Raw genomic sequence first — 15296 nt, forward strand, 5'->3', positions numbered from 1 at the left:
TTTCATTTTAATATTATATGCTTGATAAAAAACTTATCAATGAGCAAATTTAACTTTTTTTGTTAAAGTCCAACATATTTTAATTTCCTTTAACAAAAGAATTGATTTTTTAGTTTATTGTTAAGACTAAATTAATCCAAATGTTTTTAATGAAACATTCCAAGCCGATTCAAAATCAAAAAGATTTAATCCATGCTTTTCTTTGTGTTCATTCGCAAAGCTAATCAACTTTTCGGTTGGCATATTACCAACCATATCACTTTTCGACATTGGACATCCGCCTAAACCTTTTATAGCACCATCAAAACGACGACAACCATTGTTATAAGCTGCTTTCACTTTTGTATGCCAATCGGTATAAACAGTATGAAAATGAGCACCGAATTCAATTTCTGGATAATGTGGAATTAAATTTTGGAACAAATCAACAATTGTTTTTTCATCTGCAACGCCTATTGTGTCTGAAAGATTAATAGATGAAATTCCGATATCAGCCATTTTTTTCGACCAATCTTTCACAATTTCTCCATTCCATACTTCGCCATAAGGATTACCAAATGCCATAGACAGATAAATTAACATATGTTTATCATTTTTATTTGCAATTTGATTGATTTCTTGTATCATTTCAAAAGCTTCTTCGCGACTTTTGTTGGTGTTAAATTGTTGAAAATTTTCTGAAATAGAAAATGGAAATCCAATAATATCTACTTTTTCGTGTTCCGCAGCTTTCATCGCGCCACTTCTATTTGCGACAACAACAGACAATTTAGACTTCGAATTTGTTTTATCAATATGGTCCAAAACCTCTTTTGTATCTGCCATTTGCGGGATTGCTTTAGGAGAAACAAAACTTCCACAATCAATGGCTTCAAAACCAACAGTCAATAAACGATTTAAGTAATCTATTTTAGTATCGGTTGGAATAAAATCTTTGCGTCCTTGCATGGCATCACGTGGACATTCAATAATCTTAAAAGTAGTTGCACTCATTTTTTTGGTTTATTTGCGCCTTAAAGGTAGATAATTTAGTAATTTTGACAAAAATTAAAACGCAATGCAAACAGAATGGAGAGAAAAGTTGGTAACACGCTTTTTGAAATATGTTAAAACTTATACTGAAAGTGAGGCTTTCTTAGATAAATTTCCAAGTACAGATCGTCAATGGGATTTAGCAAATTATTTAGTAGACGAATTAAAACAAATCGGTTTAGAAGATGTTTCGATTGATGAAAATGGCTATGTTTTCGGTTATGTGCCTTCTACAGTAGATTACGAAGTGCCTACAATTGGATTTGTTTCGCATATGGATACTTCACCAGATTTTTCAGGAGAAAATGTACAACCTCAAATTTGGGAAAACTATGATGGAGGAGATATCAAATTGAACGAATCAATGATTTTATCTCCAAACGAATTTCCTGAATTAACTCAATATAAAGGTCAAACCATCATCACTACAGACGGAACAACTTTGTTAGGTGCTGATGATAAGGCTGGTGTTGCAGAAATTGTAACAGCTGCAGAATATTTGATCGCTCATCCAGAAATTAAACATGGACGTATTGCAATAGGATTTACACCAGATGAAGAAGTTGGTCGTGGTGCTGATTTCTTTAATGTAGAAAAATTTGGAGCAGAGTGGGGATACACAATGGATGGTTCTGAAATAGGAGAATTAGAGTACGAAAACTTTAATGCTGCTTCTGGTATTGTTACAATAAAGGGGAAATCTGTTCACCCAGGTTATGCAAAAGATAAAATGATCAATGCATCTAATATTGCAATGGAATTTGCTGCACAATTACCAAGTGATGAAGTGCCTGAATTAACTGACGGACGTGAAGGGTTTTTCCATTTAGCTAAAATAACTGGAAATGTTTCTGAAGCAAAAATGGTGTATATCATCCGTGACCACGATATGGAGCAATATGAAGCGCGAAAAGCTTTATTCTTGCAGATTGCAGCAGATATTCAAGAACGTTTTGATCACGAAGTGATTACAGCAGAGGTTTCTGATCAATATTTTAATATGATTGAGAAAGTAAAAGAAAAATTCCAATCTGTTGAAATTGCAGAACAAGCGCTTAAAGATAGTGGTGTTACTCCAAATATCAAACCTATTCGTGGTGGTACAGATGGTGCACGTTTGTCTTTTATGGGCTTACCTTGTCCTAATATTTTTGCTGGTGGTCATAACTTCCACGGACCGTATGAATATGTTCCTGTAGAATCTATGGAAAAAGCAACTGAAATTATTGTTCGTATTGCAGAGTTAACTGCTGAAGAAGCAAAATAGAAGTTACAATAAAGCATAAAATTAATAAGTTTTCTAGTTTGGTTTGAAATTTGTGTAAATATCAAGACCAAATTAGAAAACTTTTTTTATGAAAAATATAGTATTATCAGCAATAGCTTTATTCGGTTCTTCGTTTGTATTTGCACAAGAAGAAATAAATATTGGGGATTTTAATATCTTAAAGGTTTATGATAAAATACCTGTTGAATTAATTTCTTCTGATAAAAATTTAGTCGAAGTTGACGGAGTGAATGCGAGTGATGTGCAAGTAGAAAACAACAAAGGTGAACTGAAAATTAAAATGACAGGAACTAAGTTGATGCAGGGAGGTGAAGCGACGGTAAAGGTTTACTATAAATCGTTGTACGAAATTCAAGCCAGTCAAGGTTCTCGCATTTATTCTGACGACAAATTGAAATCTCAATCTTTAAATCTAACTTCTAACGAAGGTTCTTCGATTAAATTACCAGTTGATATCAATAAATTAGAAGTTAAAATTAATTCCGGTGCAGAAGTTATTTTAACTGGAAATGCAGAATTTCAGACGGTTGTTGCTAATTCAGGAGGAAAATATTACTCAAAAACTTTATCAGCAGAACACTCAACGCTTACAACTAATGCAGGTGGTTTTATCGAAACAACTTCTACAAAATCTGTTGATGCAAAAACAAGAGCGGGTGGTGTAATTGATGTTTATGGTGATCCTGAACAAAAAAATCAGAAAAAATTAGCAGGAGGAAAAATTAATTTTAAGTAATCATAATTTTTGTTAAATAAGAAAGCCACTCGGTTGAGTGGCTTTTCTACTTATAATAAGTGGATGTTTATTTATCTAATACTTCCATGTCAAAGTATAAAGTTGCGTTTGGTGGAACAACTCCTCCAGCACCTCTTGCACCATAACCTAATTCTGCAGGAATGATTAAGAATACTTTTGCACCTCTATTGAACATTGTTAAAGCTTCCATCCAACCTTGGATTAATCCTGTAACTCCAACTGTTGCGTCTAATGGTTGATTGCGATCAAATGACGAATCTAATTTTTCACCATCGTTTAAACGTAAAGTGTAGTGAACTTGAATTGGATCTCCTTGAACAGGTTTAGCTCCATTTCCTTCTTCTAAAATAACGTATTTTAAACCAGATGGAGTAGACAATGCTTTCGCTTCTAATTCCTTTTGACGAGCAATTTCTGCGTCTTTTTCTGCTTTTAATTTAGCTTCTGCTTCTGCTTGTTTTTTTGCATGATTTGCTTTTGCAGCATCAAATGCTTCAGCACCATTATATTTTGCATATTTATCACCTTTGCGAGCGATTTCTACTTTCTCAATAGTAACTGGAACAACTGGTTTATCGTCTCTTGTTTTTTCTACATTTGCAATAGAATCAACAACTTCTAAACCTTCAACAACTTGTCCAAAAACAGTGTGACGACCGTCTAACCATGGAGTTGGAACTTCTGTAATAAAAAATTGAGATCCGTTTGTTGCTGGTCCTGAATTTGCCATAGATAAAACTCCTTTTTTATCGTGTTTTAAAGTTGCGTCAAACTCATCTTCGAAATCGTAACCAGGTCCTCCTGTTCCTCTTCCATCTGGATCACCTCCTTGAATCATGAAATCCTTAATTACACGGTGAAAAATAATTCCATCGTAAAAAGGAACTCCTTTTGCCTTTGCTTTATTTTCTTTTGTTCCTTCAGCTAACCCAACAAAGTTTGCAACTGTCATTGGCGCTTGTTCTTCGTATAATTTGATTGTCATTGCACCATGATTGGTTGTCATTTTTGCATACAATCCGTCTTCTAAACTTTTAAATTCTTCTTTACTCATCGATTTTGGAATTTTAACGCCACAACTAACAAGGGTAGTGATGATCGTTAAGATTAATAATATTTTTCTCATTTTACTTTATCGTCTTTTTTGTGTCTATTAGTGTTTTTTAATTTTTAAGACTTTTACATCCATAATTATAGGAGTGTCTGGCGCTATTTTTTAGTGTTTTTTAATTTTTAAGACTTTTACATCCATAATTATAGGAGTGTCTGGCGCTATTTTTTGAGTATCACCATAACCTCCATAAGCTAAAAACGAAGGTAACAATAATTTTGCATTTTCACCTTCTTGGATTAATTGCAAACCAGCATGCAGTCCTCTTGCAATATCAGCTTTTCCTAAAATTATTTTCTGAATTTTATTTTCGTTGTAAGAATATAAAATGTGATTATCAAGATCAGTTACTTGGTATTCAAATTCGATATAATCTCCGTTATTTGCTGTTAAAGGAGTTCGTTGTCCATTGTTCGAAATCCAAAATCCAGAATTAGTTTTTACAAATTTTAAGTCAGATGTTTTCATATACTCATCAAACCATTGCAATTCTTCTTGATGCAATAATTTTCCACGTTCTTGCGAACGCTTCATAAAATCGTCGTTGGAATAGGAAACAGGATATTGTATCACTTTTTGATCACAACTCATCAATGCGAAGATGGTGAAAGTGAATAAAATAACTTTTTTCATTAAATCACGATATTGGCTAATTTTTCTTGGTATTCTGTTAAAAGTGATTGGAAATATGCAATCGTTTCTTCCATGTTTAAATCAGATCTACCTCCGGCTGCATTCATGTGTCCTCCACCATTAAAATGTTTGCGAGAAAATTCATTGACATCAAAATCTCCTTTCGAACGTAACGAAATCTTAATGAAATTATGATGTGTATCTTCGATAAAAATAACTGAGAAAATAAAATTTTCTACACTTAACCCATAATTAACAAAGCCTTCTGTATCTCCTTTCTGAAAACCATTTTGCAACAAATCTTCACGTTTTAAGAACATAAAAGCTGTACGATGTTCTGGTAAAAAAGTGAGATTATTTAACGTCAAAGACAATAATTTTAAACGACCTTGTGTTTGCGAATCATTTACATACGAAGCTACTTTGTCAACTTCAACACCTTTATCGATTAATTCAGCGACAATTCTGTGCGTATTTGCAGATGTATTACGAAAACGGAAACCACCTGTATCAGTCATTATTCCAGTATAAATACATTCAGCTATACCTTTATTGATTTTGTCTAAATCATTCATTGCTTCGATAAAATTGTAGACCATTTGACAAGTCGCAGGCATTTCAATATCCGAATACATAAAATCAAACGTATCGGGTTCTCGGTGATGATCGATTAATATTTTTGGTGCTTTCGAACGTTCAACCCAGTTTCCTAAATCGTCAATTCGTTTAACCGTATTAAAGTCTAAGATAAAAATTAATTCTGCTTGATGTATAATTGCTTCAGCAACTTTTGGTTTATAATCTGCAATCACAATCTCCTTCGCTGAAGGCATCCATTTTAGGAACTTCGGAAAATCATTTGGCGAAACAATGTTACAAGTATGCCCCAATTGTTTTAAATAATGATACATAGCCAAAGTAGAACCTATCGCATCTCCATCAGGATTTTTGTGCGGTAAAATTGCAATTTTCTTTGGTGTTGATTTTAAAAGAGCTTTTAGCTCCTCGAAATTTGTCATTTGCATAGTTGCAAAGATAAACAAACAACTTAAAAAGTGGAAGTGCGAAGTGAAATAAAAAATCCTATTCGAGTTGAATAGGATTTTTGAATTTTTGAGTTAAGAAATGATTTACAAATCTCTTTTTTTAATAATCAATAAGGATAAACCTAAAAATAAAATGATGTAAAAAACATTGATTCCAAAATATTCCCATTGAATAGAATCTGGAACAAATAATTTACTTTTCATCAAGGCTTGTTGTATATCTACTGAAGGATAATCGATGATTTTTCCGTTTGAATTTAAAGGTAAATAATTTGATAATAGCTTTATTTCTTCAGGATTACTTGGTGGTTGTTTTCCAAATCGAACTAAAAATTCGATAGCTTTTACAACAGATTCTACGATGTTTAATACAATTAAAGATAAAATTGCAAAAGCACTTTTCTTTAATAAAAATGATAAAAACATGGCAAATACGATATAAGCGAAGATTTCAATAAAATATCCACCTAAAAACTCAATACCGTTCACGAAATCAAATTTTTCGCTAAAATAAGAGCCTAATCCAAAAACCAATACACCAACTAAAAAAGTTGAAATCAATGAAATAAGAACATTCATTAAGACTTTTGAATTGATAAATTCTGTTTTAGATAAACCGTCTATTGTGTTTTGTTTGAATGTACCGAAAGAATATTCATTGGTAATATTATTAATAACAATAATGGCTAAAAAGAATTTTCCGAATGCAACTAACCATGTGATATTGTGCCAAATTACTGGGAACTCTAATGCACCAAGTTTAATGAAATCTATTTCAACTCCATTCATCATTGGTTTGAAATTAGGTAGTGTAATTCCCATTAAAAGAATCATCAAGAAATATAAAATGATGAAGATTCTCGTTCCTTTGTTGTAGAATAATTTGTTCCATTCTATGTTGAATAATCTGATCATGTTAATTTTGTTTTTGGATAAGTTGGAAAAATTGTTGCTCTAAAGATTCTTTGCGTTTGACTAAATGATTCACGACAATTCCTTGTTCATAAAGCATTTTGTTAATTTCTGCAGGTTCTTTTTCTTCTGCAAGCACAGCTAAAAGTTTGTTATTTTCTTTGGTTACTTTCGAAACAAAAGAGAAAGTTTTTAAGGCGTATTCTAAACTTTCCATATTTTGTGCAGCAACTTCAATACTTCCAAAACTCGAATTCATTTGGTCTACAGAACCGGCATACAACATTTTTCCTTGATTAAGCACCACTACATGCGAACATACTTTTTCAACCTCGTCTAATAAATGACTTGCCAAAATAATAGTTGTTCCTTGCTGTGCAATTTTAATAATCAACTCACGAATTTGAATAATTCCTTGTGGATCTAAACCATTGGTAGGTTCGTCTAAAATCAAAACTTCAGGATCATTTAACAAGGCTGCAGCAATTGCTAAACGTTGTTTCATTCCTAAAGAATATTGTTGAAATTTATCTTTTTTACGAGAAAGTAAGCCAACTAATTCAAGTTTTTCATGAATCTTCGCATAATTTGCTTCTTTGATATCAGCTACAATTTCAAGATTTTTTTGAGCTGATAAATAAGGATAAAATTTAGGACTTTCGATAATAGCACCAATTTTCTTCAACGAATCGTTGTCTGGTTCTTTTCCGAACCATTTCCAAGAGCCTGCTGTAGGGTTAATTACGTTAAGAATCATTCCTAATGTTGTCGATTTTCCACTTCCATTTGGTCCAAGTAGTCCATACACGTTTCCTTTCTCGACAGAAAAAGTAACGTCGTTGACAGCTGTAAAACTGCCAAATTTTTTAGTTAGTTGAGTTATTTCAAGAACTTTATTCATCGTAGTTGAATTTGTTTATCTTTATTGGTATAGTTTTTCGTTAATTTGTTACAATTTAGAATTAATTTAAATAATATGAAAACCATTTTATACACCTTATTTATAATTGTTTCGATACAGTTAAATGCGCAAGACAAAAAAGTTTATCAAATTTATAATAAGAACGAAAGAAAAACTGATTTTGGTAAAATGATCAAAGAATTATCGAAATATGATGTTGTTCTTTTTGGTGAACATCATAATAATGCGGTTAATCATTGGTTACAATTGCAGACAACAAAAGCGTTGTACGAAGTAAAAGGAAATCAGTTGATTCTTGGTGCGGAAATGTTTGAACGACATCAACAAAATCAATTAACAAATTATCTGAAAGGTACTATTTCGGATATTGAATTTCAGAAAAACACAAAACTTTGGAGTAATTATAAAACGGATTATAAGCCATTAGTAGATTTTGCGAAAGAGAAGAATTTAGATTTTATTGCAACAAATGTAACACGTCAATATGCATCCTATGTGTCAAAAAATGGTTTAGAATCGTTGGATACCATATCAACAAATGAAAAATTGCTTTTAGCGAGACTTCCAATTACGATAGATTATGAAGCACCTGGTTATCCGGAAATGATAAAAATGATGGGAGATCATGTTGGTATAAAAGCGAAACAATTTGTCGCGGCACAAGCATTAAAAGATGCAACGATGGCAGAATCTATTTTAAATAATTGGAACGAAAACGCTCTCTTTCTTCATTACAATGGAGATTATCATTCGAAAAATTATGGTGGAATTTATTGGTATTTGAAATTTTTTCGACCAAATCTGAAAATTGCAGTAATTGAAATTCTGGAAACAGCTGATTTAAATGAAAAATTATCTGTAATCAAATCCAAAAACGAAAATATTACTACAACAGAATTTATTATAGTTTTTCCTAAAGACTCACCAAAAAGCTATTAATTTTAATTGATCACAGCGTAGTTTATTGATTTTTTTTAATATTTTGCATCTTCTAAATTTTAAGTAAACAAATAAAAATACAATGGACAGAAGAAATTTTATTAAATCAACTGCAGCTGCTTCAACAGTCGCATTAGTATCGCCTGACTCTTTGTTTGATTTTTCATCAAAAATCGATAAAGTGAGAGTAGGTTTAGTTGGTTGTGGAATGAGAGGGCAGGTGCATTTGGATGAGCTGTTAAAAAGAAATGATGTAGAAGTTGTTGCAATTGCTGAACCAGACCAACGAATGATAGATCGTTGTAATAAGATTTTTGCAAAACATAATAAAAAGCCTGTAACGTATTTTAAAGGGTTAGATGGTTACAAAAAATTATATTCAGATAAAAAAATACATGCAGTAGTTATTTCTACGCCTTGGGAGTTTCATGAAGAACAAACCATTGCAGCGATGAATGCTGGTAAAATTGTTGGTTTAGAAGTTTGTGGAGCAATGAATTTACAAGAATGCTGGAATTATGTAGATACATACGAAAAAACTAAAGTCCCAGTATTTATGATGGAAAATGTATGTTACCGTCGTGATATTATGGCTGTAATGAACATGGCACGTAAAGGAATGTTTGGTCAAATTTTGCATGGACAAGGTGGATATCAACATGATTTGAGAAATGTATTATTTAATGACGGTGTCAAAGCCTATGGAGGTGGCGTTGAATTTGGAGAGAAAGGTTTCTCAGAAGCTGCTTGGCGTACCAATCATTATGTGAAACGCAATGGAGAATTATACCCGACACATGGATTAGGACCAATCGGAACAATGATGGATGTTAACCGTGGAAATAGAATTACACATATTACTTCAATGGCTTCTAAACAAGCGGGATTGACGGATTATATCGTTAAAAATGGCGGTGCCGATCATCCAAATGCGAAAGTAGAATTTAAATTAGGAGATATCGTTCAAACTATGTTAAAGTGTGAAAATGGAGAAACCATCTTATTAACACACGACACTTCTTTACAACGCCCATATAACTTAGGTTTCCGTCTACAAGGTACGGATGGTATTTGGCAAGATATCGGTTCGGGCGGATTTAGCCAAGGGTTTATTTATTTTGAAGATGAAATGAAACATTCACACAAGTGGGCAAGTTCAGAAGATCATTTAAAAACGTATGATCATCCGTACTGGAAAAAATATGAAGCTCAAGCTGAAGGTGCTGGACATGGTGGAATGGATTTCTTCTTGATGAATGATTTTATCGAGTGTATCAAACAAAACAAAGAATTTCCATTTGATGTTTATGATTTAGCAACTTGGTATGCTGTGACACCATTAAGTGAAAAATCTATCGAAGGTAATGGAGCGTCTCAAGAAATGCCAGATTTTACAAGAGGAAAATACAAAACAAGAAAACCAGTTTTTGGAGCAGAAGATTATGGAATCTAAAACCTTATCATTAGTCATATTAGCAGGAGGAATGGGAAGTCGCTACAAAGGTCAAAAACAAATTGACCCGATTGGCCCAAGTAAAGAAACCTTGATGGAATATTCTATTTATGATGCGTTTTCATGTGGAATAAAACATTATGTTTTCATTATAAATGAACAATTTGATGCTGATACAAAAAAATATTTTCAAACGATAATCGAGAAAAAAGGTGGTTCGGTTGAATTTGTCCTTCAAACGACCTATACTTCAGTGTCAAGAGGTATTTATGATAAAATAGAAAAACGTGAAAAACCTTGGGGAACCGGGCATGCATTAATGATTACAAAAAATCATTTAAACAATCCATTTATCGTAATTAATGCGGATGATTTTTATGGTCGTAAAGCTTACGAAAAAGCAAACGAGTTAGTACAAGCAGAACAAATTACGGCAAATACGTACGGAATGGTTGCATATAAATTGGCAAATACAATTAGTGAAAATGGATCAGTATCTCGTGGAATTTGTACAGTGCAAAACGGACTTTTAGAGAATGTGGTAGAACGTACAAATATCTATGCCAACGAAAATGGAGAAATTGTTTTCGAAGAAAATGAACATGTCGAATCGTTGGATGAAGATGTTGCAGTTTCGATGAATTTCTTTGTATTACATCCTTCAATTTTTAGAAATTTAGAAGATAAATTTGCTGATTTTTTAAAAGAAAATGCATCACATTTGAAAGCTGAATTTTTCTTGCCAAAAGTTATCAATGATATGATCAAAGAAGATCAATTGGAAGTGATTGTACAAAATTCTGATGAAAATTGGTTTGGAATGACATATCCTGAAGATAGAGTAGTGGTTGTTAATTCGATTCAACAATTAGTAAAAGATCAAAAATATCCAAATTCACTTTGGACTTAAAAATAGAATGGAAGAAATATTAAAACATTATTTCGAAAATATTGATCAAATAGTTGTTAATCCAATCAGTTCTGGTTGGATTAACTCTACTTATGAAATCAATCAGCAAGGAAAAAAATACATTTTACAGAAAATAAATACAAAGGTTTTTCCTCATCCCGAAATTATTTCAAACAATATTCAACAAGTTTCTACTCATCTTAAAGCAAAGAATTATCCCAAACAACTCATCGAAATTATTCCAGATTTGAAAGGAAATCTTTTAGCTGTAGAAAATGAAGAAACTTGGCGCTTAACATCCTATATTTCTAATTCTGTTTGTTTTGATAAAGTAGAATCTGCTGAACAAGCTTATGAAGCGGCGAAGACTATAAGTCAATTTCATTCGTTTCTATTGGATTTAGATATTGAAGAAATTCATCCGTCGATTGATGGTTTTTTGGATTATCAAAAACGAATGCAAGATTTTAATGAAGCCTTACAAAATGCTTCAGAAGAACGATTACAAGAAACAAAATACGAAATCAATTATATTTTAGACAATGCATCAAAAGTAAAAGAATATTTAGCAATTGATTTTCCAAAACGTGTCGTTCATGCGGATGCAAAATTGAGTAATTTTTTGTTTAATAGTGAAAATCATTCACAAGCAATCGCTCTAATAGATTGGGATACAATTATGCCAGGAAACATTTTGTGCGATTTTGGTGATATGATAAGAACCTATGCGAATCTAAAACAAGAAGATGATCCAACGGCAGAAAATATTTTTGAATCAAGCTATTATGAAGCAGTTAAACGTGGGTTTTTAGAACATTTAAAAAATGATTTACAAACTGTTGAAGTAGAAAATATGGATTTTGTTGCGTATATTGTAATTTATATCCAAGCGGTTAGATTTTTAGGCGATTATTTGAATAATGATGTTTATTATTCGATTACTTATCCAAAACAGAATCTTAATCGTACGATAAATCAAATCAATTTATTAAAAGCATTAACAAAATTTCATGAAGAAACTTCGATTCGAAAAGTATAAACCTTCAGATTTTAACGAATATTACACGCTTGTTCAGGACGATGATCAAATGAAGTATATTACCGGAAAAGGTCTGAATAAAGAACAAGCAAATCATAAATTCACTTCTATTTTAGAGAAAAGCTCGGTTGATGAAAACTTAGGATTTTTTAAAGTTTATGATGATGAAGATAATTTTTTGGGAGATTGTAAATTAGTTTATAATAAACATATCGAAAATTCGCTGGAAATAGGTTATATGTTAAAGAAAGAATTTTGGAGAAAAGGTTTTGGTACAATGGTTTGCGAACATTTACTTTCTGAATCTCGAAATAAATTCCCCGATTTGAAAGTGATGGCGGTTATCGATCCTGATAACATTGCTTCGCGAAAGTTGTTAGAAAAATTTAATTTTGAATCGTATTGGAAAGGAATCGAACACGATCTTCCAACTGAAAAATTGATTTTGAATAAAATAAAATGATACACGTAAAAGATGTCGCTTCTGCGATGGAAGAAATAGCTCCTTTGGCTTATGCCGAAGATTTTGACAATGTAGGATTATTGGTTGGTGATTACAACGATGAGGTTACAGGTATTTTGGTCACACTTGATACAACACCAGAAGTAGTTGAAGAAGCAATTGAGAAAAATTGTAATTTAATTGTTAGTTTCCACCCAATTATTTTTTCTGGTTTAAAGAAATTGAATGGAAAAACTTATGTTGAAAAAGCTGTTATGACAGCTATAAAGCATGGAATTAATATTTATGCAACACATACAGCCTTAGACAACTCGAAAGTTGGCGTAAATTTTAAAATCTCCGAAAAATTAGCGTTATTCAATACAAAGATTTTAATTCCAAAAACGCAAACACTTAAGCAGTTGATTACCTATGTTCCTACAGAACATGCAGAAACATTGAAAAATGCATTGTATGAAGCTGGAGCAGGAAAAATTGGTAATTATGATTCGTGTGGTTTTACCGTAGAAGGAAAAGGAAATTTCAGACCAATTGATGGCGCAAATCCGTTTATTGGAGAAGTAGGCAAGTTAGAAACGGTAAATGAAACGCGAATAGAAATTGTGATGCCACAACATTTGGAAGGTGATATTATGAACGCTTTATTTAAAAATCATCCGTACGAAGAGGTTGCATATTCTGTTATTTCATTGAATAATTTAAATAATTATGTAGGAATCGGAATGATTGGTGAATTGGAAAATGAAATGGATGAAATGGATTTTTTCAATTATCTAAAATCACAGATGAATACGCCTGCCATTCGTCATTCGAAATTATTGAATAAAAAAATTAAAAAAGTAGCAGTACTTGGTGGGGCTGGTGCTTTTGGAATAAAAAATGCAATTTCGGCCGGAGCGGACATTTATATTACTGCAGATTTGAAATATCACGATTTTTTTACTGCTGAAAATAAGCTTGTTTTGGCAGATATTGGACATTTCGAGTCAGAACAGTTTACAAAAAACTTAATAACTTCGTATCTTAAAGAAAAATTTACTAATTTTGTGGTCTTTAATTCTGGAATTAATACCAATCCTGTTAATTATTGTTAACTATGTCTGAAACAAAAAATATCAAAGAACTAAGCGTCGAAGAAAAGCTTCGCGCGTTATACGACTTGCAATTAATTGATTCACGTTTAGATGAAATCAGAAACACAAGAGGTGAATTACCTTTAGAGGTTGAAGATTTGAGCGACGATGTTGCACAATTAGAAACGAGAATCCAAAAAGTAGTTGACGAAACGAAAGGTTTGGATGAAGAAATTAAATTGAAGAAAGAAGCAATTAAAAATGCAGAAGCTTTAATTAAGAAATACACAAAGCAACAAGATAACGTTCGTAACAACAGAGAGTTTGATGCTTTAGCAAAAGAGGTTGAATACCAAGGTTTGGAAATCGAATTAGCTGAAAAACGTATTCGTGAGTTTACAATCAAAATTCAACAAAAAAATACTCAAATCGAAGAGTTTAACACAAAATTAGCTTCGATGAAAGAGCATTTAGAGCACAAAAAAGCGGAATTAGATACAATTGTAAAAGATACAGAGAAAGAAGAAAATACATTACTGAAATTATCTATTGAGTATTCTGCTAAAATCGAACAAAGATTATTAGACGCTTACAACCGCATTAGAGGTTCTGTTAAAAATGGTTTAGCTGTTGTTCCAGTTCAACGTGGTGCTTCTGCTGGATCTTTCTTTACAATTCCACCTCAAAGACAAATGGATATTGCTCAACGTAAAAAAATTATTGCTGATGAGCATTCAGGTCGTATTTTAGTTGACTTGGAATTGGCTTTAGAAGAGCAAGAAAAAATGGAAATTGTCATCAAAGGATAATCTTCATTCTTAAAATATTTTATTTAAAACCAAAGTGTTGCATCATTTAGCAACACTTTTTTTTATATCAATAATTAATGTTCTAATTATTTTAGCACGTTATTTGTATTGAGCAAACAAGATTAGTTTGAAAATTTAGAAATTATGAAAAAAATTATATTTTTAGCAATGTTAGCTGTCTCATCAATTACGTTAACATCATGTATTAATGATGATGACGGGTATTATGATTATGTACCTGATATTGTAAACGTTGGTGAGATCAATTATGATGGTGTTTCGTTTCCGCTTAGAAATGCAGTTGTTGCGGATATTGAACAAGCAGATGGGGGATATTATTATAGTGTAGAGTTATCGACGAATCCTGTTCCTAAAAATGGTAAATTGAATGGATCTTATCTGTATTTAGAAGTTTACCAAAGAGACGATTTGAAATTTAACGGTACATATGTAACAGAATCTAATGAAAGAGGATTAGATTATATTGAGTATTATGAAAATCCGATTATGCAAGATTATGTACCCGTACTAAATTCAGGTTCATTTGCCTTATTAGATTCAGATTTTTCTTCTGGCTCTATTAATCTTACAAATTATTCTGATCCTTATGGTAGAAGTTTATTATCATCTAATTTTGCGCTAAGAGTAGTAAACGGAAAAACGTTAACAGGTGATTTTGATGGATTATTTGAATTTATTCAATTATACAACAAATCGGCAAAAGGTGAAGTAAGTGCAAAGTCAGCTTCTACGAATAGAGTAAAATCAGGTGTTAGAAGACCTTCAGCAAGAAAATAAAATTTGATTATCAATCATAAAAAAATCCGCTACAAATATAGACTGCACCCAAAAGTTTGGACAGATTAAAAATTAATAATTATAAAAATGAGTTCGATATTGTATCGGGCT

The 15296-nt window shown here is 31.9% G+C and carries 16 protein-coding genes; 10 read left to right on the forward strand and 6 right to left on the reverse strand.

The window, feature by feature from the left end:
* Positions 1-126: 126 nt before the first annotated feature.
* Positions 127-993: a hydroxymethylglutaryl-CoA lyase-like TIM-barrel protein gene (locus HX088_RS05915; RefSeq protein WP_286483669.1), complete on the reverse strand. Its 867-nt coding sequence runs from the start codon at positions 991-993 to the stop codon at positions 127-129.
* A gap of 64 nt (positions 994-1057) precedes the next feature.
* Between HX088_RS05915 and pepT the strand changes: the two genes are divergently transcribed.
* Positions 1058-2299, forward strand: a complete 1242-nt coding sequence (pepT, locus tag HX088_RS05920) for a peptidase T (protein ID WP_188320161.1) — start codon at positions 1058-1060, stop codon at positions 2297-2299.
* An 88-nt stretch (positions 2300-2387) separates the two neighbouring features.
* Positions 2388-3056 carry a head GIN domain-containing protein gene (locus HX088_RS05925; RefSeq protein WP_260543422.1) on the forward strand — a complete coding sequence of 223 codons (669 nt, stop codon included), beginning with the start codon at positions 2388-2390 and terminating at the stop codon, positions 3054-3056.
* 67 nt (positions 3057-3123) lie between these two features.
* Here HX088_RS05925 and HX088_RS05930 read toward each other — a convergent pair whose 3' ends face one another.
* The 5 genes from HX088_RS05930 to HX088_RS05950 form a co-directional block, all read right to left on the reverse strand.
* The gene (locus tag HX088_RS05930; RefSeq protein ID WP_286483670.1) at positions 3124-4203 is read right to left on the reverse strand and encodes a peptidylprolyl isomerase; all 1080 of its coding nucleotides are present in this window, start codon (positions 4201-4203) and stop codon (positions 3124-3126) included.
* 90 nt (positions 4204-4293) lie between these two features.
* On the reverse strand, positions 4294-4821 hold the full coding sequence (locus tag HX088_RS05935) for an FKBP-type peptidyl-prolyl cis-trans isomerase (protein ID WP_286483671.1): 528 nt from the start codon (positions 4819-4821) through the stop codon (positions 4294-4296).
* Positions 4821-5846, reverse strand: a complete 1026-nt coding sequence (locus HX088_RS05940) for a DHH family phosphoesterase (RefSeq protein WP_286483672.1) — start codon at positions 5844-5846, stop codon at positions 4821-4823. Before HX088_RS05940 ends, HX088_RS05935 begins: the two co-directional genes overlap by 1 nt.
* A gap of 105 nt (positions 5847-5951) precedes the next feature.
* Positions 5952-6782, reverse strand: a complete 831-nt coding sequence (locus HX088_RS05945) for an ABC transporter permease (protein WP_286483673.1) — start codon at positions 6780-6782, stop codon at positions 5952-5954.
* A 1-nt stretch (position 6783) separates the two neighbouring features.
* Positions 6784-7680, reverse strand: a complete 897-nt coding sequence (locus HX088_RS05950) for an ABC transporter ATP-binding protein (RefSeq protein ID WP_171621677.1) — start codon at positions 7678-7680, stop codon at positions 6784-6786.
* Between the two features lie 75 nt (positions 7681-7755).
* Here HX088_RS05950 and HX088_RS05955 point away from each other — a divergent pair, with 75 nt between their 5' ends.
* From HX088_RS05955 to HX088_RS05990, 8 genes are all read left to right on the forward strand, one after another.
* Complete coding sequence (locus HX088_RS05955) at positions 7756-8640, forward strand: ChaN family lipoprotein (RefSeq protein ID WP_284583815.1); 885 nt, start codon at positions 7756-7758, stop codon at positions 8638-8640.
* An 82-nt stretch (positions 8641-8722) separates the two neighbouring features.
* On the forward strand, positions 8723-10093 hold the full coding sequence (locus HX088_RS05960) for a Gfo/Idh/MocA family protein (RefSeq protein ID WP_260543415.1): 1371 nt from the start codon (positions 8723-8725) through the stop codon (positions 10091-10093).
* The gene (locus HX088_RS05965; protein ID WP_286483674.1) at positions 10068-11003 is read left to right on the forward strand and encodes a nucleotidyltransferase family protein; all 936 of its coding nucleotides are present in this window, start codon (positions 10068-10070) and stop codon (positions 11001-11003) included. Before HX088_RS05960 ends, HX088_RS05965 begins: the two co-directional genes overlap by 26 nt.
* A 7-nt stretch (positions 11004-11010) precedes the next feature.
* Positions 11011-12042, forward strand: a complete 1032-nt coding sequence (locus HX088_RS05970) for a phosphotransferase enzyme family protein (protein WP_260543413.1) — start codon at positions 11011-11013, stop codon at positions 12040-12042.
* On the forward strand, positions 12014-12505 hold the full coding sequence (locus tag HX088_RS05975; RefSeq protein WP_171621681.1) for a GNAT family N-acetyltransferase: 492 nt from the start codon (positions 12014-12016) through the stop codon (positions 12503-12505). Before HX088_RS05970 ends, HX088_RS05975 begins: the two co-directional genes overlap by 29 nt.
* Complete coding sequence (locus HX088_RS05980) at positions 12502-13599, forward strand: Nif3-like dinuclear metal center hexameric protein (RefSeq protein WP_498760961.1); 1098 nt, start codon at positions 12502-12504, stop codon at positions 13597-13599. The genes HX088_RS05975 and HX088_RS05980 overlap by 4 nt, the downstream gene beginning before the upstream one ends.
* A 2-nt stretch (positions 13600-13601) precedes the next feature.
* On the forward strand, positions 13602-14387 hold the full coding sequence (locus HX088_RS05985) for a zinc ribbon domain-containing protein (protein WP_225541583.1): 786 nt from the start codon (positions 13602-13604) through the stop codon (positions 14385-14387).
* 144 nt (positions 14388-14531) lie between these two features.
* Positions 14532-15185 carry a hypothetical protein gene (locus tag HX088_RS05990; protein WP_286483675.1) on the forward strand — a complete coding sequence of 218 codons (654 nt, stop codon included), beginning with the start codon at positions 14532-14534 and terminating at the stop codon, positions 15183-15185.
* The last annotated feature ends 111 nt before the right edge of the window (positions 15186-15296 follow it).

Origin of the sequence: Empedobacter sp. 225-1 (assembly GCF_030328185.1) — a bacterium.
GTDB classification, from domain to species: domain Bacteria; phylum Bacteroidota; class Bacteroidia; order Flavobacteriales; family Weeksellaceae; genus Empedobacter; species Empedobacter stercoris.